The following is a 25752-nucleotide window of genomic DNA, read 5'->3' as shown; positions in this document are numbered from 1 at the left end:
AGATGAGTAAAGATCAGTTGGGAAAGGTGCAGAAATATTTATTTTGTGACATAGGCTGCGAAGAAAAGCCCTCTTATAATAAAAGAGTAGAAAATGATTTTTAGAGGGGGAACAATATGCGAGTTCATTCGAAAAAAAAGTTGTTGTCGTTGCTCGCCGCAACTATGGTATTAGGAGTTGGCCTTGTGGGCTGCTCAGGTGCGGGAAATGATGGGAATGCGGATAGCACAGCTAAAACTGAAAACGTATACAAAGAAAAATACAATCCAGAAGTCACAATTTCCACGGTATGGGGTGTAGATCCCGCCTTAAAATTTAAAAATGGTGAATCTATCGAAAATAACATTGCGACAAAATGGGCTAAAGAGAAATTCGGTATTAATATCAAATCACTCTGGTCCGTCACAGATACGAATGGCGCATTTGCTACGAAGCTGCGATTGGCTATGTCCTCCGGTCAGGAGATGCCGGACGTCGTTGTATTGGGGACGGAGAATGAGCAACTGGCACAGGACATGATCGATTCTGGTATGTTTGCAGAGGCTGGTCCGTTGTTTGACAAGTACGCTTCGGATACCTGGAAGCAGGCGATGAATCAAGATACGAACGTATGGAATCAGTATAGCCGAGATGGCAAAAAAATGGGTATTCCTGTGCTTGATTTTGCCTATAACCATGATTATGTATTGTGGGTACGACAAGATTGGTTGGATAAGCTGGGTATGAAGGCTCCAGAGACGATGGATGATCTGGAAAAAGTGATGGATGCCTTTAAAAATAAAAATCCGGACGGACTGGCTCCGAACAAAGTGATTCCGCTCAGCATCGGTTTCAAAACATCCATGAACACTTGGATGGGTGACCCGTCCTGGATTTTCGGGGCATATGGCACTCTACCTCAGCAATGGAACAAAGGCACGAATGGCAGTTTGGAATATGGCTCCGTGCAGCCTGGCATGAAGCCGGGTTTGCAAAAGCTGAGCGAGTGGCTCAAAAAGGGATACATCCCTCAGGAAGCAGCATTGTGGGATGAAAATAAAACGTCAGAACCTACAATCGCAGGCATAGCCGGTATGATTCCTGGGCCATATTGGATGAGCGGCTGGCCGCTTAAGGATACAGTCAAAAATGCGCCGGGTGCCGTATGGAAGCCGATCAAGATTCCAGCGGGTCCTGACAACAAAGCCATGCGTCACGGAACGCAATACACCAATGGTGTTGTACTAATCAACAAACAAATGCAGCATCCTGAAGCTTTTTTCACTTATCAAAATTATTTGTTTGACCATTATGCTAATGCTAAACCGGACGGTGATTTGTCGAATGGGCTGTTTAAGGGCTACGATTATGATTTGGATGCGGGCGGAAAGCTAATGTCTATCGACAAAATACCAGGCGGTTATGTAAACTCTTTTCGTTATTTGCTAGTTCGTGATGGTGCGCGTATACCTGATGCCCAAATGAAGGCTTTGTTAAGTTTGGCTAACGGCGCAGAACCCAAAACCCGTCTGGAGAAAGATGTAATGGTGAATTACGGGAAAGATACTCCTGCAGCTGCCAAAGTGCTTATGGAACAGAAGGATATCTCCATGAAAGATCAGTTCACAGGCCCTACTACGCCAACCATGAAGGCTAAAAAGGACTATCTGGATAAGATTGAAAGTCAGACCTTCAATGAAATTATTTATGGCAAGCAGCCGATCTCTACTTTTGATACCTTTGTACAGACGTGGAAAACAGCTGGTGGCGAACAAATTACAAATGAAGTAAACGAATGGTATAAAAGCGTCGAAAAGTAAAATCATGATGTTGTAATAGATTAGGAGGGCTGTCCCAAGGTGGACAGCCTTTTTACTACAGCTTTATCAGGATTGAGTGGAAATGAATGCGCTATTATGATGTGTGTGAAAAAAAGTTTCATTCGTTTGGCGTGCTTAAAAAATGATTGCTTTTGTGCCATGTATGTTGGTTTTTTGAACTGTTGGGACAGCGAAAACGCTTTTATAATTGAAGTATACCATGAGAGTTACAGGAGGAACTGCAATGAGAAGTCTGCAACGTACGTGGCCATTTCATATTATGCTGCTGCCAGCCATCATTTTCTTAATTGTATTCAGCTACATTCCGATGGGCGGCATCGTGATGGCCTTTCAAAATTACAAACCTTGGCTAGGCATAACTGGTTCCGAGTGGGTTGGACTGGATAACTTCCGCTTTTTGTTTCAACGGGAGGACAGTCTTCAAGTCGTCTGGAATACACTAATTATTGCTGTGTTAAAGATGTTTTTCAATCTGGTGGTTCCGTTTGTTTTTGCTATACTGCTGAATGAAATTCGCAAGGTCGGCCTTCAGCGATCCATTCAGACACTGGTTTATCTGCCACACTTTCTTTCGTGGGTCATCTTGGGCGGAATTCTGATTGACCTGTTGGCTACAGATGGATTTATGAATCGTATTCTCGGTAGTTTCGGGATTCAGCCTATCTTTTTTCTGGGAGAAAATAACTGGTTTAGGTTTACTGTCATTGTATCGGATATATGGAAGGAGTTCGGATACAACACCATCGTATTTCTTGCTGCACTGGCGGGTATTAATCCTTCGTTGTATGAGGCTTCTGAAATGGATGGAGCGAGCCGCTGGAGACAGACGCTGCACATCACTGTACCTTCGTTAATTCCGATGGTAGTTGTTGTTGGAACACTTGCACTTGGCAATGTACTGAATGCTGGTTTTGACCAGATTTTCAACCTTTATAATCCGCTGGTTTACCAAAAAGGCGATATTATTGATACATTCGTCTACCGGACAGCGTTAATCAATGGGGAAATGGGCTTTGCCACCGCAATCGGCTTGTTCAAATCCGTTATTAGTATGATTCTCATTCTGATATCTTATCGACTTGCTTACAAATGGGCAGGTTATCGCATATTTTGATTCCACGAGGCTGAAAGAGGGAGAGTCATGTATCATAAAACAACGCCATATCGCATCTTCAATGTGTTCAACATTTGCTTGCTTGTGATTTTGTCCATCATGTGTATCGTTCCGCTGATTCATGTGTTGGCGGTATCATTTAGTGCTAAATCAGCAGCAGATGCCAATCTGGTTGGACTGTGGCCGGTGCAATTTTCATTAGAAGCCTATAAGAAGACGATGAATAACCCGATTTTTCTGCACTCCATCTGGATTTCTGTCTGTCGGACTGTATTGGGAACCGGCTTGACATTGCTTATTACCTTTTTAGCTGCTTATCCACTTTCAAAGGAAACATCTGTGTTCCGTAGCAGAAACGTATATTCATGGTTGTTCGTATTCAGCATGATTTTTAACGGTGGTCTGGTTCCATTCTATATGGTTATTCAAAAGATCCATCTTATGGACAGCTTCTGGGTACTTGTTTTGCCAGGAGCGGTCAACACATTTCTGGTCATCCTTATGTTGAACTTTTTTAGAGGAATTCCTAAAGAGATGGAAGAGGCCGCATTGATCGACGGAGCAGGACATTTTCGGACATTGTTTAGTATCTTTTTACCGATATCCCTGCCTTCCATTGCCACGATTGCGCTGTTTAGTATGGTATTTCATTGGAACTCCTGGTTTGACGGTCTGCTCTATTTGAGCAATGCAAAGGACTATCCGCTGGCGACGTTCCTGCAAACTGTAATTATTCAGAAGGACATGAGTTCCATGAGCATGAGTCCCAAAGAGATGGAATTACTTTCTCAAACGACCGTTAATGCTGCGCAAATTTTCATTGGTGCAGCGCCTATTCTCATTGTATATCCATTTTTACAAAAGTATTTTGTTAAAGGTATGACGTTAGGTTCCGTCAAAGAGTAACAGAATTAATAGAAGGAGATGATTTGTAGTGACGAAGCAAAACATAATCAAGTACCCTCCCATTAGTGAGCGAGTTCCACGTATGCTGCATGGAGCGGACTATAACCCGGAGCAATGGCAGCATTATCCTGAGGTGTTAGCGGAGGATATCCGTCTAATGAAACTAGCCAAATGCAACGTGATGTCTGTCGGCATTTTCTCATGGGTTTCATTGGAGCCTGAGGAAGGTGTATTTACGTTTGATTGGCTGGATCGTATTCTGGATTCGTTTGCTGAGAACGGAATCTATGCATTTTTGGCCACTCCTAGTGGAGCAAGACCAGCCTGGATGTCACAAAAATATCCTGAGGTGCTGCGTGTGGAGGCTAACCGTGTCCGTAACCTGCATGGGTTTCGCCATAATCACTGTGCTACATCGCCTGTTTACCGGGAAAAAGTACGTATCATGAACACGAAGCTAGCCGAGCGTTATGCTAACCATCCTGCTGTGATTGGCTGGCATATTTCCAATGAATTTGGTGGAGATTGCCACTGTGATTATTGTCAGGAGGCATTTCGTGCTTGGGTCGAGGATAAATACGGTACGCTGGACAAGCTTAATCACGCATGGTGGACGACCTTTTGGAGTCATACGATTACGGATTGGAGTCAAGTTGAGTCCCCGGCACCTCACGGTGAAACACAGGTCCATGCCCTGAATTTGGACTGGAGACGGTTTGTGACCGATCAGACGGCAGATTTTATCAAACATGAGATTGTGCCGCTCAAGGCTACAAATCCAGCAATTCCGGTCACAACCAATTTAATGGAGTTTTTTGAAGGGTTGAATTACTGGAAGTTTGCTGATCTGCTCGATGTTATATCCTGGGATAGTTACCCAACGTGGCATGACCGTGAGGGAGATGATAGCCGTCAGGCTGCTAAAGTGGCCATGATGCACGATATTATTCGTTCAATCAAGGGAGGCAAGCCTTGGATGCTCATGGAGAGTACACCGAGTTTGACGAACTGGCAAGACGTAAGCAAGCTGAAGCGACCAGGAATGCATCTGCTATCGTCTTTACAGGCTGTGGCACACGGGTCAGACACCGTTCAATATTTTCAGTGGCGGAAAAGCCGCGGTTCGAGTGAAAAGCTGCATGGTGCGGTTGTCGATCATGTCGGACATGAGCACACCCGTGTATTTGGAGATGTGACAGAGGTCGGCAATGCGCTGGAAAAACTGGAGGAGGTTATCGGTACATCGGTACCGGCGGAGGCCGCAGTCATTTTTGACTGGGAGAACCGTTGGGGAATCAACGATTCACAGGGACCACGCAACAAAGGTGTGAAATATGAAGAGACAGCTGAAGCGCATTATTTGGCACTTTGGGAGCAGGGTGTACCTGTAGATGTCATTCATATGGATGCAGATTTCTCCAAATACAAACTTTTGGTAGCTCCGATGTTGTATATGGTCCGCAGCGGTGTGGGGGAGCGTATACAGAAGTTTGTTGAAAACGGTGGCGTTTTCGTAGCAACCTATTGGTCTGGTATCGTAGATGAACATGATTTGTGCTTCCTTGGAGGCTTTCCGGGGCCGCTTCGTAAGACGCTGGGGATCTGGTCGGAAGAGATTGACGGGTTGCATGATCATGACCGTAATCACATTTTGCCGGTTGAAGGCAATGAGCTGGATCTGCAAGGGGAGTATGAAGCTGTAGAATTGTGTGATCTCATTCATACGGAGGGTGCAGAGGTACTGGCTGTGTACGGCTCAGACTTTTATGCAGGACGCCCGGCTTTGACGGTGAACCGTTTGGGAGAGGGAAAGGCTTATTACATCGCATCACGCAACACCGGACTGTTTCACAGTCATTTTTACAGAAGTTTAATTGATGATGCAGGAATCAGTAAAGCGCTCAATGTGAAGTTGCCTCATGGAGTGAATACGGCGATTCGTACCGATGGGGTTCATGATTATATTTTTATACTGAATTTCACGCATGAGTCGCAAAAGATTACGTTGGATGGACGAACTTATGCGGATATGCTTGAAAATCATGCGATAGAAGATGGTAGCGTTCAATTGGATGCCTACACTGTTAAGGTTTTAAAGACAGAGCGCAATAAATAGAACATGATATTAAAGTGTGGTCTCTGTCGTTTTCCCGAGTGAGGGAACTGGTAGATTGGTCAGAGGCAATGAGCAGTATACAATTCGGATGGGAGATGACTTATGAAAACAGGTAACCGCACGATGGTATTTGCGATGTTGATCTTGCTGTCCAGCTTATTGTATCCGTTCGGCTCTGTAGGGTTGGGTGCGGCTTCGGCCGCCCCTGCTTTCGCCAAAGGAGCAGATATAAGCTGGGTAGCAGGAATGGAAGCGCAAGGTATGACTTGGAAGGATAAAAAGGGTGTTCGTCGAGATATACTGCAAATTTTGCGAGATGACTATCAGATCAACTCGGTACGTATCCGTGTGTGGGTAAACCCTGACATGAAAGATTATGCAAGCGGATACATGAATGCCGAAAAGGCAGCAGAACTGGCGCAGCGAGCTAAAAAATTGGGTATGAGCGTGATGCTGACTCTACATTATAGTGATTCCTGGGCAGATCCAGGGCAACAGAACAAACCTTATGCGTGGCGCAATTTCACTTTTACACAACTCATGGATGCAGTCTGGTCTCATACGGTCTATGTTATGAACACGATGAAAAGCAAGGGGGTAACACCGGACTGGGTGCAGATCGGTAATGAGACGAACAACGGAATGCTCTGGGAAGACGGCAAAGCTTCGGTGAACATGAAAAACTATGCCTGGCTCGTTAATACAGGTAATAATGCTGTAAAATCGGTAAGCAGCAGTACTAAAACGATAGTACATTTAGCCAACGGGGATAACGGTTCCGTGTTGAACTGGAATATCGGCGGGCTGATTGATAATGGAGCTCAGTTTGATCTCATCGGGCTGTCTCTGTATCCGTCTCCTTCTGACTGGCAGGGCAAGGTGGATCAGACGATTACCAATGCCAATAACCTCATTGCAAAATACGGCAAAGGCATTGTCATCAGTGAAATCGGGATGGAATATAATGAACCAGCAGCTTCCAAGGCATTTATTTCTGCAATCAAAACGAAGGTTCGGAACATCGGAGGCAAAGGCACAGGGGTATTTTATTGGGAGCCGGCTGCAACTCCAGGTTACAATCAAGGTTATAACAAAGGTGCTTGGCAGGCTGACGGTAAGCCAACCTCAGCTTTGGAAGGATTTCTAAACTAAAGAAGTATGTAAGAACATATCAAAGAACCTCTAGTTCGCATTCTATGCAGACTAGAGGTTCTTTATTGTTATCTAGAGTTACTTGAAGGCTATAGGATTAGGCTTCCCGGTTCACCTTGAAGAACGAAATGAGCTCTTCCAGCTCCCCGGACATCAATGTAAGCTTGTCAGAAGCTTGGACAATAGAAGCCATAGACTCAGCCTGTTCTCCAATGGTATGCTCGATTTGTTTGCTGCTGCCGACTGTTTTGCTAACTGTCGAAGACAGCTCTTCAGAGGTAGCTGACATTTCCTGTGTGCTGGCCGAGATCTGCTCTGTTGCGCTGGATACTTCCTGAATTTGTGACGACACTTTATTAGACGCATCTAAAATTTCAGAAAACATTTCGCCTGTCTGCTTCGTGACTTCCAGCCCAATGTGAACTTCTTTTGTACCAAGGCTGATGCCTTTTACAGTCTGCTCAATTTCTCTTTGGATTTCTTCAATGAGCTCTGCAATTTGTTTAGCAGACTCTTGAGACTGCTCAGCCAAATTACGCACTTCTCCCGCTACGACTGCAAAACCTTTGCCCTCTTCACCGACTCTGGCAGCTTCGATAGAAGCGTTCAGTGCAAGCAGATTCGTTTGACTGGCAATGCCTGTAATGATACTGACGATATTACTGATTTCGTTAGAACGGTTCTGCAGCGCATTAACGGAATCAGCTGTACTTTCCATTGTAGTGGAGATGGAGTCCATTTGAGCGGAAAGCTTTTGGGCTACCTGATTGCCTTCAACGGAGCGTTTTTCCATAGAATAAGCTTGATCGGCTACGGAAGAGGAGCTTTCGGCAATCGTTTGGATAACTGTCGACATTTCATTCATAGATCTGGAGCTTTCAAGTGCTGCGTGATCCTGAGCTTCAAGTCCCTGGGTTATTTCTTGAATATTGCTGTTAATGACGTTCGTATTCGTACTGTTTTTCTCGCTAATGCTTAACAATTCTTGGGCGGATCCCGTAACTTCTTGTGTCGTATCCTGTACTTTCACCATTGTATCGTTAAGGCGTTTGATCATAGAATTGAATTTTTGATTGATAATGCCAAGGTCGTCCTCGCCTGTCTTGATTTTTACATTCAGATTACCCTCGCTGACTTCCTCAATTCCCTTCATCAAGCTACGAATCGGGGATAGGGTCCGTTTTACCAATAAATATTGGATCGTTAAGAAGATTGCAAGGAACAGAATGAGCAATGACACACCATATACAAGCAATTTATGAAGTCCGGTAGGTACAGAGCTCGCGTCTACGTCAAAGTATATCGCACTTGTGATTTTACCGCTTTCATCTGTAATTGGGTAAACAATGGTAGTCCATGTACCATATTCGTCCGAGTAAAAGCTGCTCAATGATGAATTATTGGATTGAAGCATTTCATTTACAGCTTGTGCGTTTTCGTCAGGAAGAGTGTACATATCCCCAATATCCAACTTCGCGTTTTGGAAAGCTTGGACTAAATTTGTGGGAACGCCAATAATGGAAGTTTGATTTCCTTCTGTTAGTTCTGTGCCAAATATGTAAGCTTGGGCAACATTAGGATAAAAGGTGTGGATAGAATCTAGGAATTTGCGTAAATCCTGTTGAGCAGAACCGTTATAATCTTTTTCGCTTAATGCTTGTTGTACTTTTGTTTTGTCAACATCTTCTGCCCATTTTTTAGTCAATACTTTAACTTGGTCTTGCAGCTGCGTGGTGAGGATGTTCTTTTGAAGTATATAGCTGGATGTGATGAGAATAGCACCTATTAATACGATGTTAAGAAAAGAGATTAATAGATTTTTACCAAAAAAGGACATAGTTCTCCACTTCAAGTTTTTCACGTTTTCTTCTCCTTTGAATTAGCAATTTAGTTTCATATACAACCTACCCCATATATATTTCGACAATTTGCTTTCTAAATGTTAGGTATTTATTAAAAGGGAGAGAAGAAGGTTATTCAAAAAGAACGGCGGCCCCCTAGTGAATGAAACGATGGGACCGCCGCTTGTCGGCAAAACTGGATTTTATATTGTTTTTCCAAATAATCTTACTAAATCACTTTATTGTTCAAACAATATTTAAAAAATAAGATAAATCAGAGCGGACGGGTATGCTTTATATCTATAAATACCTGGATTGCATTAAGGGTTCTTAAGTTTCTGTCCCTTATAAAAGAAGTGAAATGAGCAAGGGTAGTGAAATGAGCGATAAGACTGAGCTAATGACAAATGCAGATGCAGCTTCCGTTTCCAGTGTTTCATAACGGGTAGCAATCATAGCGGCCACAGCCGAGCCGGGAAAAGCGACAAGCAGTACAGCTTTGGTTACATCCTCATGGGATAGTCCTATCAGAACAGCAATACCGAGCATAACAATAGGCATCACGATGGCTTTCAGTACAGCGATGCTAAGTGCTTTTGGACTGAACGTAATCTTTTTGATACCAATGGTTACCCCAATGGCAAATAGGGCTGTACCAGCAGTAATATTGCCGATTTGATCAAACATGGATTGCAAAAGTTTCGGAGCGTGGAATCCACATAGAGTCAATACGACACCAAACAAGGGTACGCAGGCAAGCGGCTCGCTGAGTCCATGAAGGACTGATTTCATAGTGACTTTAAATAAGTTGCCTTTAGTACCGTCGGATTCTGTTGTTTTGCGCTGGCCGACCGTTCCCAAAATACTTGCAAGCGGATCAAGAATGGCATTAACGACGATCCCAGTAATCGCAATCGGGATGGCGACTGCCGCACTTCCGAACAAGCTTCCCAGAACCGGAATTCCCATGAATGCAAAAGAAGGCTGTGTTGAATTCAATGCGAACATGGAGGATTCAGTCAGGCCTTTTTTGGCAATTAAGCGATAAACAATGAGCAATACAATATAAAAGCCGATTACACCAAGTAGCAAAGCCACAAGAAAGGGCCACTTTTGAATCAATGTCTCTCTTGGTGTCGTCGTAATACCAATAAACAAGTGTGCAGGTAGAGCAAACTTCGTCACGAGTGTATTTAATCCCTTAGAAGAAGCAGGGTTAAAAGCTTTAAACAATCCTGCGAAATAACCAATTAAAATGACAAAGAAAATAGGAATTAAGATAATAAAAATATGACCTGTAGCCATGATGTCGCCTCCAATGAAGATGTCCGCCAAAAATGGCGGACATCAGTTAAATAATCACTTTGCGTATGCAAGTACAAATTTGATGTTGTCGCTATTTTTTAAACCAGGACCGCTTCCTGACCATATTGTTTGATTGGTTTATATTTGCAGTCCCACATCGCATCTCGAACCGCTTGTGCGATATCGTCCGGTTGATGACGCGCTACTCTATCCTGAACTGCAGCCTTAGCTACAGCCAAGGCTACCGCTTCAGATACTTCTCGTAGCTCGCTGATTTTTGGCAACAGGGAAGCACCAGGCTGTGACAAATCAACCATTTGAGCTACTGCATGGGCAGCTGCTGCAAACATGCTATCTGTTATAATTTTGGATTTCACCACGATTGCGCCAAGACCAAGACCCGGGAACACGAAAGCATTGTTAGATTGCCCAATTTCAAACTTAATATTGTTATAGATCACCGGCTCAAAAGGACTTCCTGTTGCAATGAGGGCTTTTCCTTCGGTCCAGTGGATCAAATCTTGCGGAGTTGCTTCTGCCAGTGGAGTCGGGTTGGACATAGGCATAATAATAGGACGTTCTGTATGCTTGGCCATTTCTTTAACGATTTCCTCGCTAAATGCCCCAGTAACACCAGAAGTACCGATCATAATCGTCGGTTTTACGCGGCGAATGACTTCAAGCAGTGAGATTTTGCCATCCTCAGCATGTTCCCAGTCACGGCATTCTGCAACATCACGCACATAAGGGACTTGGAATGGAAAAAGTCCTTCTGTTTCATTGGTAAGCAGGCCGCGGTAATCATAAGCCCAGAAGTTACGTCTTGCTTCTGCTTCTGACAGTCCTTCCAGCATCATGGCTGCGCTAATTTGGTCTGCATTGCCGATTCCAGCAGCTCCTGGGCCAAAAACTAGAACCCGATGCTTGCTCAGTGGGATTCCGGACAATTGAACACCGGACATCACACCTGCCAGTGTAACCGCTCCAGTACCTTGAATATCGTCATTAAAAGTCAAAATACTATCTCCATATTTATTGATAATGTTCCGTGCGTTGACATTGCCGAGATCTTCCCAGTGCAGCAGGGCATTCGGGAAAAAGGAAAGTGCAGCTTGAACATAAGTGTCAATAAATTGGTCATATTGTTCTCCGCGTACACGTTTATGACGATTCCCCATATATAAAGGATCTTCCAATAGCTTCTCGTTGTTTGTACCTGCATCAAGAACAACTGCCAGTACTCGGCTAGGATCTATACCAGCAGCAGCTGTATACACAGCAAGCTTACCAATAGAGATATTAATACCTCCGACTCCCCAGTCCCCAATTCCCAAAATACTCTCGGAATCTGTGGCTACGATCAGGTCGATATCATCAGGGCCTAGGTTCAAATTCTTAAAAGCCTCTTCAACACCCGCCAGATTATCAATAGATAAATACATACCGCCTGGCTTGTGATATTCATGACTGTATTCCTGTATAGCCTGGCCTACTGTTGGTGTATAAACAATCGGGAGCATTTCGCTTAGGTGCTCAGAGAGCAAACGATAATAAAGGACCGTATTCCGATTAAAAAGATCATTTAACGCAACATTTTTACGCAAATTATCCGGTTGGCTCTGAAATTGCTCGTAAACCCGTTGAACCTGCTCCTCAATAGTTAATATCGTAGGAGGAAGGAGACCGTCAAGTCCAAGCTGTTTCCGTTCTTCCAGGGTAAAAGCCACTCCTTTATTCAGCAGCGGGTTGGCAAGTAGATCTTTTCCGGTTAATTTAGTTTCGATAGATCCGTCTTCCGTAAAATGAAAAGCACGCATTTCCAATTCCTTCTTTCTAAAAAAATACATTTAATTAATCCTTGAACAATTCGTGACAAGTATACGCCTTATTTTAAACCAAGTGAACAAGTATGTTGTGTGAAAAATGGTTATATAAGTGTTTACATAAGAAAAAATATGAAAATGAAAGCGATTTTCAATGTTTTTTGAATGAAAATTTCATTTAATTTTCATAATATTTTCGGAAAATATTGATTTAATGTGATAATTATCATAGTTTTTATAGGTGCGATTCGATTGAGTGCGCATGGAAAATAGCTTAACTTCATTTTATATAAACGAAGTTAAGCTATTTTTTTGGCTATAGGGATGGTTAAGGGACAATTCAATGCTTCGCAGCTCTATGTTTAATGAACATCAGGCATTTAATTCTCCGATGCGATTGACGGCTTCATCAGTAACTGTAGCAGAGCGTCGCATCCAGCTGTTACGCCATTTCAATTGCATTATGATGACGAGGGTAAAGGCACAGAACGTGATTAGGCTCAGAGAGATGAAGCCTGGCATATAGGAACCCGTTAATTTGTACAGATGACCCAGTATAAGGGGAAGAAAGTACCCGCCTATGCCACCAGCAGCGCCGACGATACCGGTCATGAGCCCGATTTCGTTGCCGAACCGCTGCGGAACGAGCTGGAATACGGAGCCGTTGCCAGCGCCAAGGCACATCATGCCTACGAACAGCAGCACAACTACCACGGTAAGTGGCGGTAAAAACGCAATGCCGGCGAGCATAATACCGGCTCCCGCATACAAGTACATTAACATGCGTGAACCACCAATCCGATCAGACAAAAAGCCACCTACAGGACGAAAGAAGCTTCCGGCAATCACACAAACGGTCGCAAAATCGGCAGCATGTACCGCGGAGAGGCCATATTGGGTATTGAAGAAAATAGTCAAATAATTAGAAAGGCCAACGAATCCACCAAACGTCACGCAGTAAAAGGCACACAATACCCAGGCATCCCTCTGTTTGAGCACCGAAGCATATTGCGACAGACTTTTTGGTGCCGGGCGGTGAGGGCTGTTGCGGGCAAAAATACTGAACAGAATGAAGACGGTTAAGATGGGGAGGATAGCCAATCCGAAAACGGCTTCCCAACTGCCAAAATGTTGAGCAATGCGGTTGGCGAACAAAGTCGCAAGGACGGTACCGCTATTACCAGCACCGGCAATTCCCATAGCCAAGCCTTGATGCTCTTTGGGGTACCATTGGCTGGCCAACGGCAGCGCAGCTGCAAATGATGCTCCGGCTACGCCTAGAAGCAGGGCAACAACGTACAAGTGCTCCAGCGAATCAACCCACAGCCAGCCGAGCAAGAGAGGGATTATCGTAACAAGCATACCAATTTGTCCCGTGAGCTTCGGACCGATATAATCCGACATGAATCCGAGCACGAGCCGCAGCAGGGAACCACCGAGTATGGGTAGGGCGACAAGATTGGCTTTTTGTACAGGGTCCATTGGATAATCATTGGCAATTACAACGGCTAACGGTCCGATCATTCCCCATATCATAAAACTGATATCAAAATACAGAAAGGAGCCAAATAGGGTGGGCTTGTGTCCGCTTTTCCAAAAACTTTTTTTGTTCATTCTCCATCTCTCCTGTTCTAATTGTTGTTCTTTGTCTGCAAAATGTAATTTGAACATGAAAAAGCCGCAAATCGCCCCTACATGGTATCTAGGAAACGGTTTGCGGCTTCATTGCCGTGGTTGACACACCTCATTGTGAGTCGACTTGGTATGATCACGTTGGAGTGATTTTAATCAAATTATAAAAAAGGATCTGTTTTATGTCAATATACATAACACAAAATCGCAAAAAATTAAATATAAGGTGAAAAATATAGCTTTCATGTATTGAATGTTGACATGACATTCACAATTCAGTAATCTTAGATACATATCGGCACAACGATGTGCCGACATTTACGGCAACGGTGCCCTTTCCCATTGAATGGAGAAGGGCTTTTTCTGTCTTATTTTATTCGGAGAATGGGGCTGGTTTAATATGATGAAAAAACTGGTCGTCGTCGGCAACGGTATGGCAGGCATCAAATGTGTGGAGGAAATACTCGATTTGGAGCCAGAGCGGTTCCAAATCACGATATTTGGTGCAGAGCCCCGTCCCGGGTACAACCGAGTGCTCCTGTCCAAAATGCTTCAGGAGGCGAGCTCATTTAAACATATCGTTACCCATGACTGGGACTGGTATGAAGAGAACGGGGTAAAGCTGTACGCGGGTGAACGCGTCTGTCGTATTGATGTTGCAGCCGGGATGGTGGAAACGGAATCCGGCATGAAAGAACCTTATGACATGCTCATATTGGCAACGGGCTCATTGCCTTTCATGCCGCCCATTCCCGGAGCTCGAAAACAGGGAGTAATCGCTTTTCGTGATGTGAATGATTGTGAAACCATGGCGAGATATGCCAAAACATACCGTAAGGCCACGGTTATCGGAGGGGGGCTGTTAGGACTTGAAGCCGCTCAAGGCCTGCTGAATCTAGGGATGGAAACTGAGGTTGTTCATAATGCGCAGTATCTTATGAACCGTCAGATTGACCGGACGGCGGCTGTGCTTCTGCAGCGAAAGCTGGAGCAACAGGGCATGAGGTTTCATTTGGCGAAGGAAACGGTCAACATCATAGGCAGAAACAGAGCGCAAGGATTGATGTTTGCGGACGGGGCCAGGTTGGAAACGGATTTGGTTGTGCTGGCGGTTGGTATCCGACCGAATATCGAATTAGCTCAGGACAGCGGTCTGACCGTAAACCGTGCCATTGTCGTGGATGATTATATGCGCACGAGTATTCCCGGTATTTATGCCGTCGGCGAATGTGCTGAGCACCGCGGGATTTCATACGGACTAGTGGCGCCGCTATATGAGCAGGGCAAAGTGCTGGCAAAAGTTATTTGTGGTCGTGAAACGGCTCCCTATGAAGGGACGGTTCCGTATGCGCAGCTCAAGGTAGCGGGGATCCATGTGTTTTCCGCAGGAGACATTCGTGATGAGGGAAACGAGACAGCAGTCATGGAATATAACGGGATGCTGGAAGTTTATAAAAAAGTGATGATGCACGGCGGTGCTGTCACTGGCGCCATTTTGTTCGGAGATACGGCGGAAAGCACCTCGCTCCTAGCAATGGTACGGCGCGGCGCGCACGCTACAGAGCTTACATCCCGGGATAACGGCGGAAGCAAAGCGGAGGATGCGGCAGCCGCACTGCCGGAAGAGGAAACGGTGTGTGCGTGCAACGGCGTGAGTAAGGGGGCTATTTTGCGAGCGATTGCCACGGATAAGCTGAAGACGGTGGAAGAGGTGAAGAGCCGGACCAAAGCATCCGGTTCCTGTGGAGGCTGTCGGCCGCTGGTGGCTGCACTGGTCAAAAATAGTTTGTCCCGATCGACAGTTTCCGGGCCTGTAGTTACTCCGACCTTCCAAGAAGTTATCCCTGTGTGTGGATGTACGCATTACGATCATGATTCGCTTAAAACTGCTATGGTGGAGGCAGTCTGTCAGACTCCAGATGAAGTAGTGTCCCGTCTCGGTTGGACTAGACAGCAGGGGTGTGAATTATGTCGTCCGGCTGTACTTTATTACTTAGAATCCCTTGGGTTGCGCGACAGATCTGCGACAAATCCATTAGGGGCTGGCGTTGCGGTTCAGGTCATACCGCAGTACGGAGGAGAAGCGCCCTCTGCGGGTCTGCGCTTTACGAACCTAAATGCCGAGAATCGGGCTTTTGTTGAGTCGAACCTGATGGATCAGGCATTTGTAGAAGTAGCCTGGCTCAGAGAACGGTTGGCAACTTTATGGGGAAGTCTCGCATTGCCCGCGTTGGTTACAGTTGCTATTTGTCCTGGATCGGCGTATCCCGGAGGTGTACTTGTCCACGATATTGGAATATCCCGATCTCCAGCAGGCTGGGAGGTTTATGCCGGTGGCCATGCAGAGCATCCGGTTCGTCAGGGGCAACTGCTTGGATTGGAGGAAGACCCGGCAGAAGCGGTCCTGCTGGTTGCAGCCTGCTTGCAAATATACCGACATAGTGCCCAGTATGGGGAGAAAATGTGGGAGTGGATTGAAAGGACTGGCGTTCTGGCATTACGGGAAAGTGTGCTTGATGCTGCTCTTCGAAGTGAACTGGCGGGCAGCCTACGGACCACAATGCTGACAGGATGACGGGTTGAGTTGGAGTTGTGGCGATATATCTGGCGTGTGCAGACAATAAAATTTCGAAAAATGGCGAAGGGGAGGTGACTTTGATGTGTCAGTCAGGAGAAAGCAAACCGGAAGCTGGGCTACATGTAGCGTCAGTAATGGATACGCAGTGCCCGTTTTGCAGTGTGCAATGTAAGATGACCGTTAGCACGGGCACAGAGACACTCGCAGGTATCATCCGTACAGTGTATAAGGCGGAAGGAAAACCTAATGCAGCCTCGCAGGGTAGGCTGTGCATCAAGGGGATGAATGCGCATCAGCATGCGACTCATGCGGAAAGGCTGGTACAGCCTCTCATACGCAAAGAGGGCAAACTTGTTCCCGTCAAGTGGGAGGAGGCATTGGATACTATAGCTAGCAGTTTCTCTACGCTACTGTCTACACAGGGTGCCGATACAATCGGAATTTACGGTGGAGGTTCACTCTCCAATGAAACGGCTTATTTACTCGGCAAATTTGCAAGAGTGGCTGTAGGTACGCGATATATCGATTATAACGGGCGCTTCTGCATGTCGGCAGCGGCATCCGCTGGCAGTAAAGTGTTTGGCGTTGATCGCGGACTGACCTGCAGACTGGCTGATATTCCATTAGCTCGTTGTATTGTACTCGCAGGTACAAATATCGCAGAATGCCAGCCGACGTTAATGCCTTATTTTCACGAGGCGAAGGAAAACGGCGCGTTTATCATCGTGATTGACCCGCGCGCGACACCAACGGCGGCGGCCGCCGATTTGCACCTGCAAATCAAGCCAGGTACGGATGCTGTGCTGGCCAATGCCTTGCTAAAGGTCATCGTGGACGAAGGATTTGCGAATGAAGAGTTTATCCGCAAGCGCACCAACGGCTATGACCAGCTGTTGACTCATTTGAAAGGTGTAGATCTGAGCGAATCGGCTGCGTTGTGCGGAATTGAGGTAGAAATGATCCAGCAGGCAGCACGTACCTTTGGCGGTGCGGAGACCGGCATCGTTTTTACGGCCAGAGGTGTCGAACAGCAGACAGATGGACATATGGCGGTGCGTGCATTTCTTAATCTGGTGCTGGCCACTGGCAAGATTGGAAGGGAAGGGTGCGGTTATGGAGCTATTACAGGTCAGGGAAACGGGCAAGGGGGGCGAGAGCATGGTCAAAAGGCTGACCAGCTTCCTGGTTACAGATCAATTGAGAATGAAGAGGATCGAGCCTATGTGGCGTCCGTGTGGGGAGTAAAACCAAGCAGTTTGCCGGGTAAGGGAGTGTCCGCCTATGAAATGATGGAGCTTGTCCATCAGAGAGAAATCCAAGCTTTGTTTGTGATGGGCTCTAATCCTGTTGTATCTAATCCGAATGTCCGGCTGGTGGAGGAAGCCCTCAAAAAGCTGAATCTGCTGGTTGTGGCGGATATGTTTCTCACTGAAACCGCGCGGATGGCCGACGTTGTTTTGCCTGTGACGTCTTATTTGGAGAATACGGGGACGATGACCAATCTGGAGGGCCGCGTTCTGCTACGGGAAGCGGTGAGGCCCGCGCCAGGCGAGGCTAGAGATGACTGGAACATTTTGTGTCAGGTGGCTGCAAAGCTAAACAAGGGCAGCTATTTCTCTTACAGGGATGCTGAGCATATCTTTGAAGAACTGCGGCTTGCCAGCCGCGGCGGTCCTGCCGATTATTATGGGATCACATATGACAGGTTGCGTCGTGAAGAAGGGGTATATTGGCCGTGCCCGTCTACGGACAAAGCCGGTATGGATACAATGTTTCGGGAAACCTTTGCCCATTCCGATCAAAAGGCTATTTTTACGGTGGTTGAAAGCTGTGGAGCAGGAGAGGAGATATCAGAGGAGTACCCGCTTATTTTGACGAACGGCCGCGTTCTGGCTCACTATTTGACCGGTGCACAAACGCGCAGAAGTCCGTCGCTGGCCGCGCGCGAGATTGAAAATTATGTGGAAATTCATCCGCGGACAGCGCGACGCTGGCACATCAGGGACGGGGAGTGGGTAGAAATAGCATCACAGCGCGGCAGCTTCACTGTCCGCAGCCGAATCAAACCACATATCCGCGAAGATACGCTCTTTGTGCCCATGCATTGGGGTGGGATACAAAATGTAAATCGGGCGACCCGCCCCGATCTTGATCCGTTCTGCCGGATGCCTGGCTTCAAAACGGCTGCTGTGTGCGTCCGTCCCCTTCACCTGGCTGTAACGGCAACCAGTGCAGTCAACGGGGAGTGGTCTGAATTCTAGAGCAGGACTGAATAAGCGGCTTTTACTTTGCATAAAAGGCCAGCCCCCTTTGTATGAGTGAGGAAGCTGGCCTTTTTGGGTTGGGCAGTTTAGTTTAGGGCCCACAATCGCTAGACTGCGTAACGCCAATAATTATAAATGCAATCGGGTTTCGGATCTGCTTGCTCCTGTTTTTATTTCTGTTCTGAGCATAGCTTCCCGCCATTGTTTATACAAATCCCAGGCGTCCCCGTTTTCTAGCAGCGGTTTGCAGGTGTACAAACCTTCCTCTATGGAGTCGACTCGCCCTGCAACGAACAGTCGGACCGCACTGTTGAGTAACACCTGATTCGAAAAGGCTATAGAAGCTGTGCCTTGTAGCACTTCCTCCGTAATGCGTAGTTGTTCAGCGGGGGTCCAGTTATGCTCGGGTACCACCGAATCCAGCCCGTACATTTCCGGATCGATAACCTGTAGTGATACCTCGTCGTTAGCAAGCAGGTAAGTCCGGGTCGGCCGATCGATGAACAGATCCTCCGATCCTTCGCTCCCCTGGACGATCAGAGCCCTGCGGTAATTCAGATTTTGCATGAGTTTCGCCGTCTTCTCGAACACAGTATTGTGGAAAACGCCGAATACAATATACGGTGAAGAACCGTAATCAACCAGTTTCTCGGCAGTATTCAGCACTGTGCGAAGCCCCAGTTCTTCGCGAATGGGCCGCATATCTCGCAGGGGCGCGCACCACTGTTCGGAGGCTACGAACAGTACACCAGTCAGCTTCGCGGCATGAATGGCGGTTTCACGTGTCATGTTCCGGGTCGTTACCCCCATTTCCTGCAGTAAAAGCGGGAGCGTAACACCCCATTTAGGAGGGAGAGGTGCACTGCCATGCATCGTTACAGGAATCCCGCATGAGGCGAGTAGAAAGGCCGTTGCGAAGGTGGCGATAAATGAAGACTTCCTGCCATCGTACGGACCAGCGAAATCAATACCTTCCTGCATCGAAAAGCGATGGGTGTATTTACGGCAGATGTTTACGAATGCTTCCAGCTCGGCAACACTCTCCATTTTAATGCGCTCCGCGGCAAAGAAAGCTCCGATTTGAGCAGGGGTTGCTGACTGGGTCATAATAAGTTCGGCAGCAGCTTCGGCTTCGGCGTAATTCAGATCCCGGGCGCCCCTTTTGCCGCGACCCACTTCTTTTAATATTTCAATGATATTCATGTTCAGGCCCCCTTCAGATTTATGCTTTTAGCATTTGCTGTGCTTTGACGATGGAGATGGCTACATCAACGATACGTTTGCGTTCGTTCATTGCTTTTTTGCGTAGCACATCATATGCTTCCGCTTCCGGGATACCGTTTACTTCCCCAAGTATTCCTTTCGCCATATCAATCCATTTTCGTTCTTCCAGCCGAGCGGTTAGTTGCTTGCGTTCACTTTGCCAGTGCTGGCGTTCAAAAAAGCGTTTGGCACTAAAATGAAGAGCCCAATTCAGCTCATGGGCTGCCATAGAAGGGGTTAGAATGCCATCGACAGTAACATCAGCTTCACAGGCCTCTGTCGATGATAGCGCTGATTCTGCGCTGCACCACCAGAGCAACGGGACCGCTTTGGCTTGCTCCAGCCTGCCACCCCACATGCTGATAGTGCCGACAGGTATGTTTAGTACTGCCGCGTCTGCATTAAGGATTAGCTGTTTGATTTCAGATTCATTGCGGCAGGGTAGAGTTAGGTATCCGTTGGACTCTAAAAGGTGCTCAGGTCCTGCCTGCCATGAGGAAACGGCGTGTGTCTGCTCAGATACATGGTCAGAATGTAAGTGAATTACCAACAAGGAACGCAAGCGGGCTCCTCCTCTCTGTAACATGAAGGGTAGTTAGCGATGGGGATAGTAATCATTGATAACAAATATGACATAAGATTTTGTCTACCTGCTTATTTTTTTCATCATCATCAAGTTAAAACGGACTTTTAAACCATTTTGGCGTGTTTTGGACTGAAAATCAATCCTAATTTTGTAGGGGAGTGATATTTTATACGTCATAGATATGTTACATGGTGATAAAATATTATTTTTTATAAGTTTATGCGTAAGGAATGTTGACATATCATTTGAACCATTATATATTAGCTACAATACTTTTTAATTCCATACTCTGATGGATACAACGGCGTATTCGATGAAACGGCAATGGAGCCTGTTTTCTCATGTGGAGGGATATTTTGAATCCCCATATGTGAAGCAGGCTTTTTATGTTTTGAGGATACAAATGGAAGGAGAGTGACCTGATGAACGATATTCAAAAGTTAGTGTTGATCGGCAACGGAATGGCAGGGATACGCACTCTCGAACATTTGCTGAAGCTTGCACCAGGTAGCTATGAGATTACGGTATTCGGGGCCGAGCCCCATCCAAACTATAACCGGATCATGCTGTCCTCCGTTCTGGCGGGAGGGGCTGGTTTGCAGGATATTGTCATCAACGACTGGAGTTGGTATGAAGACAACAATATTCGATTGTATACCGATGATCCTGTCACAGCCATCGATACGGAAAAACAGCAGGTGACGTCGCGCTCCGGCGTATGCATCTCTTATGATTTGTTGTTGTTGGCAACAGGTTCTAAAGCCTTTATTCTGCCACTTCCAGGGGCCGACAAGGAGGGTGTTATCGGTTTTCGGGATATTCGTGACTGTGAAACGATGATGGAGACGGCAAAGACGCACAAAAAAGCAGCTGTTATCGGCGGCGGATTGCTTGGACTAGAGGCAGCTAGGGGGCTGCTTAACTTGGGGATGGACGTCACGGTTATTCATATTAACGGATATATTATGGATCGGCAGCTGGATGAGGCTGCTTCCCTTATGCTACGGCGCGAGCTGGAGGAGCAGGGAATGACTTTTCTGGTCAATAAGCGGACGGCGGCTATTACGGGCCGTCGTCGCGTGGAAGGATTAAAATTTGCTGATGGCAGTGAGTTGGAAGCAGACCTGATCGTTATGGCGGTAGGCATCAGACCAGACATTGAACTGGCGGTGTCGGCGGGAATCCCTGTAAACCGCGGCATCATCGTAAATGATTACATGGAAACGAATATCCCTGGCATATACGCCGTTGGCGAATGTGCAGAACACCAGGGAATCACTTACGGACTGGTAGCTCCATTATATGAGCAGGGTGGTGTGCTGGCTCAGCAGCTCGCGGGAATGGAGACTCCCGGCTACAGTGGTTCCGTCACTTCTACAAGGTTGAAGGTTTCGGGCGTAGACGTGTTTTCAGCAGGGAGTTACAAGGACGAGCCGGAAACACGTTCCTTGCGGTATCAGGATGATATTGGCGGCGTCTACAAAAAAATCGTGATCAAGGACGAAAAACTGATCGGAGCTGTTCTGTTTGGGGACACGTCTGACGGAGCCATGCTGTTTTCTTTGATCAAAAGCGGCGAGTCGGTGGTTGGCCGAGAGAAAGAGTTATTACTTGGCTTGAATCCCGGTCAACCTGAAGCTAGTGGCGCCATGATGCTGGAGCAGATGCCTGATGACGAAATTGTATGCGGATGTAATGGTGTATCCAAGGGTGACATTGGAGAGGCGGTTGCCGCTGGCCGCCGGAGTGTCGGGGAGATTAAGACATGCACGAAGGCATCGGCATCATGTGGCGGCTGCAAGCCATTAGTGGAGGGACTCTTACAGCTATACGCAGGCGCAGAAGCCGGAGAAACGATGAAAGAGGGAATTTGTAGTTGTACGACGCTTGACCGGGAAGCGATCATTGATGGCATTCGGGAGATGGGATTGAAGAGCGTCAAAGAAGTGATGAATGTGCTGGGATGGAACGAACCGGAAGGTTGCACTAAATGTCGGCCGGCCCTCAATTATTATCTAGGTATGGTATGGCCACTGGATTATGAGGATGAGAAGGAATCCAGATTCACGAATGAACGGTACCATGCCAATATACAGAAAGATGGCACCTATTCTGTCGTGCCCCGCATTTATGGAGGAGTTACTTCACCTGCCGACCTGAAGAAAATTGCTGCTGTCGCAGAGAAATACAATGTGCCTCTGGTTAAATTTACGGGTGGTCAACGTCTTGACCTGCTTGGTGTGAAAAAGGAGGATTTGCCGGGGATCTGGGCCGAGTTGGATATGCCGTCTGGATATGCCTATGGAAAGACGCTGCGAACGGTTAAGACGTGCGTAGGTAACACCTTTTGTCGCTTTGGCACCCAGGATGCTATGGGTATGGGCATTCGGTTGGAAAAGGCATTTGAACGTCTGAATGCGCCATCCAAAGTCAAACTGGCTGTATCTGGTTGCCCGCGTAACTGCGCTGAAGCGACGATCAAGGATTTAGGCGTCGTTGCTATTGACGGTGGCTGGGGGATCTACGTTGGAGGTAACGGCGGTATTAAGGTTCGGGCAGCTGAACTGCTTTGTACCGTTAAAACTGAAGATGAAGTGATGGAATGGACCGGTGCCTATCTGCAGTATTATCGCGAGCAGGCCAATTGGAACGAACGCACAGCCCATTGGGTGGAACGGGTCGGAGTTGAATCCATCAAACAGGCACTCGCGAATGCAGAGACGAGGAAGCAACTGGTGACCAAAATTGAGGAGACATTAAGCGCGACGACTGATCCGTGGCACGAAATTATTCACAACGAAGAGCTGCGCAAAAATTTTGTGCAGTTGCCGGAACTTAAGCCAGTAATGGAATAGGGGGCTGACAAAATGGAGACCAATACGACAACCAACAGAGTCAGAATAGCTGATCTGAACGAAATTGACCGACGTGGAGCAAGGACAGTTCGCATTCATAATACAGAGATAGCTGTATTCCGTCTGAGCGATGGCAGCGTGCATGCGCTTGAGAATCGTTGTCCGCACAAAGGGGGGCGGTTATCCGAAGGAATGATATGTGGCTCAGCGGTCCATTGTCCGCTCCATGACTGGAAAGTCGACCTTTCCACTGGTCGGGTGCAAGAGCCGGATACTGGATGTGTGACCGCTTACCCCACGGAGATTGATAGTGAGAGCGGGGCGGTTTATATCGTAATCTAAGAGTCTTATACGTATTGTGCTGATGGTTCTGCTTTTTTTCTTCTATATAATAGAAGAATCAAGGTGAAAGGCTTTGTTGAAGAAGTGGTGCTGTTAAAGTGCAATGATCTGAGTATACAGAAAGTCGACCCTATTTTTCCGGGCGGCTTTTTTATTTTATAAGTATGATTTTAATTAAAAAATTTTCTTGATTAAATCTTAGTGAATGACCTGTTTTCTTTTCTCAGGATAACTCGCTTTATCTCTAGACAAATAAAAAAAGCCTTGAGAATCAAGGCTTTTGACGAATAGGACGGATGGGGATCGAACCCATGACCCTTACCCTGTCAAGATAATGCTCTCCCGCTGAGCTACCGTCCTGCGGTTACTAGATAATATCATGTATTAACCATATATGTAAAGTGAAAAAATAGAAGTCAGCCTGTACTTCATGACCATTTATATATATAATTCGAATTTAGCGAGTTTGCAATTTGGAATTAATGATAGGGGGAACAGATGATGGCCGCAGAAATTATAAGTGTAACAACAGAGGAACAGCTACAGGAGGCAATATCGATCCGTACCAAAGTGTTTGTCGAAGAGCAAAAGGTTCCTCTCGATTTAGAAATTGACCATTATGACAAGCTGGGAGATACGGCCCATCATTTGCTAATTTGTGAACATGGTGAAATGGTGGCTACTGGTCGATTGACATACTATGAGGAAGATACAGCTAAAATGCAACGTATTGCCGTTCTCAAGGAGCATCGTGCCGCAGGCTATGGACGTGTATTACTGCTAGCACTGGAGGAACGTGCACGTGAATTGGGGTTAAGATACTCGCTGCTAGATGCCCAATGTCAAGCCGAGAAGTTTTACGAAAAGCTCGGCTACGAGACGATCTCCGATGAACCTTTTGACGATGCGGGAATACCGCATGTACGTATGCGCAAAAAGTTGTAGTCGACAGCGTAAGGTGCATACAAATCTGTACAATGTGCATGCTAGTAAAAGTTCCTCCACTATACTATGGATAAGGAGCGATACAGTATGGCTGATACAGAACGGGAGCAAATTACAGCAGTACGTAAAAACGGGGATGGCGACCTTACGTCTTTTCAGACATCTACTGGTCGGGTTTTAGATTATAGCCAAGCATTGAACGAGATTGAAGCAGGCTCAATTGCAGGCGTTAACGTTTTCAAGGCCAAGGATGGAAGCAAACGAATTCGGGGAGATGCCGATGGAGATCCATCTAATAACCTGGATCAACTGCCATTGTTCTGACCTTAACTCGCAACATTAGAATGCAAGTTCATCATTATATTCAAGAACAGCAAGCCGCCTGGCTATCCTTTGTAGGAAAGCCAGGCGGCTTTTTGTTAATTGTTCAAACTGTATTTAGCATGCTACTCTGCACGTTCCAACTCTGTAAGTTGATATACTCGTTGCTGCTCCAGAAAGGACATGACTCCTGCTTTCTCCCTGAACTGTTCCATATCATCACTATAGTGCATCAGATGAATCCGCTCTTGAAGAGATGGCGCCAAGCTTAGCAGCTCGTCCAACGTCGTATGGACTTCTCCAGCGCCTTGTAATTGAACCTCATGCAGAATACCCCGACATCCTCGTTCATGCACCAGATGATGAAGCAAATCAGGGTCAAAAACCATATCTGCACTATAAAAAAGGCGGTCATTAATGAATATGGAATAACTGTTTTTACCCGGAATATGCCTTGTAGGGATTAGCTCCACCTGGATACCTGATACTAATGTAGTGGGTACACCAGGCGTTATTACGTTTACCTCGAATACATCTTCAAGCTTGTCAATCATACCTTGCTGTGACATTCCGCCCTTGAGCGTATGTTCCCACAAAGGGTGGATTAGTGGTTCGGCGATATAAAGTAGAGGCTTGCGACGATGGAGAATGTTCATTTGAAAACCGAATTCCTCCAAACCTCCGACATGATCTGCGTGAATATGTGTGATTAAAATTGCGTCAATATCAGGCAAAGGGACGCCCATTTCGTGTAATGCTAAAGAAGCGGTTGTACCGCAATCGATCAGCAGTTTGCCTTCTCCGCTGTCCAGCAGCGCGTTGTTGTTGTAATAATGCTTGGCAAAGGCACTGCCTGTGCCAAGCATTTGTATCGTTAGACTCATTATGG

General features: G+C 46.4%; 18 protein-coding genes and 1 tRNA gene. 11 read left to right on the top strand and 8 right to left on the bottom strand.

Features of this window, described 5'->3' with window-relative positions:
* The first annotated feature begins 116 nt into the window (after positions 1-116).
* From KAI37_RS16545 to KAI37_RS16525, 5 genes are all read left to right on the top strand, one after another.
* Complete coding sequence (locus tag KAI37_RS16545) at positions 117-1799, top strand: type 2 periplasmic-binding domain-containing protein (protein WP_220029840.1); 1683 nt, start codon at positions 117-119, stop codon at positions 1797-1799.
* Between the two features lie 244 nt (positions 1800-2043).
* Positions 2044-2934 (top strand): ABC transporter permease, encoded by an 891-nt coding sequence (locus tag KAI37_RS16540; protein WP_025718416.1) that lies wholly within the window; start codon positions 2044-2046, stop codon positions 2932-2934.
* A 27-nt stretch (positions 2935-2961) separates the two neighbouring features.
* Positions 2962-3840: a carbohydrate ABC transporter permease gene (locus tag KAI37_RS16535; protein ID WP_023989359.1), complete on the top strand. Its 879-nt coding sequence runs from the start codon at positions 2962-2964 to the stop codon at positions 3838-3840.
* A gap of 28 nt (positions 3841-3868) precedes the next feature.
* Positions 3869-5956, top strand: a complete 2088-nt coding sequence (locus KAI37_RS16530; RefSeq protein WP_275955736.1) for a beta-galactosidase — start codon at positions 3869-3871, stop codon at positions 5954-5956.
* Positions 5957-6058: 102 nt separating this feature from the next.
* Positions 6059-7108, top strand: a complete 1050-nt coding sequence (locus KAI37_RS16525) for a glycoside hydrolase family 53 protein (RefSeq protein WP_071641623.1) — start codon at positions 6059-6061, stop codon at positions 7106-7108.
* A gap of 97 nt (positions 7109-7205) precedes the next feature.
* Here the strand turns inward: KAI37_RS16525 and KAI37_RS16520 are convergent, their stop codons facing one another.
* The 4 genes from KAI37_RS16520 to KAI37_RS16505 all read right to left on the bottom strand — a co-directional run bounded on the left by KAI37_RS16520 (position 7206) and on the right by KAI37_RS16505 (position 13691).
* A complete protein-coding gene (locus KAI37_RS16520; protein WP_076292951.1) occupies positions 7206-8969 on the bottom strand; it encodes a methyl-accepting chemotaxis protein in 1764 nt (587 codons plus the stop codon).
* Between the two features lie 325 nt (positions 8970-9294).
* On the bottom strand, positions 9295-10254 hold the full coding sequence (locus tag KAI37_RS16515) for an AEC family transporter (RefSeq protein WP_025718424.1): 960 nt from the start codon (positions 10252-10254) through the stop codon (positions 9295-9297).
* Positions 10255-10352: 98 nt separating this feature from the next.
* Positions 10353-12071 carry an NAD-dependent malic enzyme gene (locus tag KAI37_RS16510; protein ID WP_220029839.1) on the bottom strand — a complete coding sequence of 573 codons (1719 nt, stop codon included), beginning with the start codon at positions 12069-12071 and terminating at the stop codon, positions 10353-10355.
* Positions 12072-12449: 378 nt separating this feature from the next.
* Positions 12450-13691: a nitrate/nitrite transporter gene (locus tag KAI37_RS16505; RefSeq protein WP_071641616.1), complete on the bottom strand. Its 1242-nt coding sequence runs from the start codon at positions 13689-13691 to the stop codon at positions 12450-12452.
* A gap of 418 nt (positions 13692-14109) precedes the next feature.
* Between KAI37_RS16505 and nirB (KAI37_RS16500) the strand changes: the two genes are divergently transcribed.
* The gene (nirB, locus tag KAI37_RS16500; protein ID WP_220029838.1) at positions 14110-16284 is read left to right on the top strand and encodes a nitrite reductase large subunit NirB; all 2175 of its coding nucleotides are present in this window, start codon (positions 14110-14112) and stop codon (positions 16282-16284) included.
* Positions 16285-16367: 83 nt separating this feature from the next.
* Positions 16368-18548 (top strand): assimilatory nitrate reductase catalytic subunit NasC, encoded by a 2181-nt coding sequence (nasC, locus tag KAI37_RS16495; RefSeq protein WP_220029837.1) that lies wholly within the window; start codon positions 16368-16370, stop codon positions 18546-18548.
* Between the two features lie 132 nt (positions 18549-18680).
* Here the strand turns inward: nasC and KAI37_RS16490 are convergent, their stop codons facing one another.
* Complete coding sequence (locus KAI37_RS16490) at positions 18681-19754, bottom strand: anthranilate phosphoribosyltransferase (protein WP_071641613.1); 1074 nt, start codon at positions 19752-19754, stop codon at positions 18681-18683.
* A 19-nt stretch (positions 19755-19773) separates the two neighbouring features.
* Positions 19774-20376, bottom strand: a complete 603-nt coding sequence (locus KAI37_RS16485; RefSeq protein WP_025718435.1) for an ANTAR domain-containing response regulator — start codon at positions 20374-20376, stop codon at positions 19774-19776.
* Positions 20377-20822: 446 nt separating this feature from the next.
* Between KAI37_RS16485 and nirB (KAI37_RS16480) the strand changes: the two genes are divergently transcribed.
* Positions 20823-23255, top strand: coding sequence for a nitrite reductase large subunit NirB (gene nirB / locus KAI37_RS16480; protein ID WP_220029836.1), 2433 nt, complete (start codon positions 20823-20825; stop codon positions 23253-23255).
* A 12-nt stretch (positions 23256-23267) separates the two neighbouring features.
* Positions 23268-23597 carry a nitrite reductase small subunit NirD gene (gene nirD / locus KAI37_RS16475; protein ID WP_025724005.1) on the top strand — a complete coding sequence of 110 codons (330 nt, stop codon included), beginning with the start codon at positions 23268-23270 and terminating at the stop codon, positions 23595-23597.
* Between the two features lie 288 nt (positions 23598-23885).
* Here the strand turns inward: nirD and KAI37_RS16470 are convergent.
* Positions 23886-23957, bottom strand: a tRNA-Val gene (locus KAI37_RS16470).
* Between the two features lie 141 nt (positions 23958-24098).
* On the opposite strand from KAI37_RS16470, the gene KAI37_RS16465 reads away from it, so the two are divergent.
* Positions 24099-24542 carry a GNAT family N-acetyltransferase gene (locus tag KAI37_RS16465; RefSeq protein WP_025724006.1) on the top strand — a complete coding sequence of 148 codons (444 nt, stop codon included), beginning with the start codon at positions 24099-24101 and terminating at the stop codon, positions 24540-24542.
* A gap of 87 nt (positions 24543-24629) precedes the next feature.
* Entirely contained in the window at positions 24630-24866 is a 237-nt protein-coding gene (locus tag KAI37_RS16460) for a DUF3892 domain-containing protein (RefSeq protein WP_025724007.1), read from the top strand.
* 122 nt (positions 24867-24988) lie between these two features.
* On the opposite strand, the gene KAI37_RS16455 is transcribed toward KAI37_RS16460, so the two are convergent.
* Positions 24989-25747, bottom strand: coding sequence for an MBL fold metallo-hydrolase (locus tag KAI37_RS16455; protein ID WP_071641606.1), 759 nt, complete (start codon positions 25745-25747; stop codon positions 24989-24991).
* Positions 25748-25752: the final 5 nt, after the last annotated feature.

The organism is Paenibacillus sp. S25 (genome assembly GCF_019454085.1).
Lineage (GTDB): Bacteria > Bacillota > Bacilli > Paenibacillales > Paenibacillaceae > Paenibacillus > Paenibacillus polymyxa_B.
The sequence above is the reverse complement of the archived record's forward strand: the minus strand, read 5'-3'. Positions and strand labels throughout refer to the sequence as shown.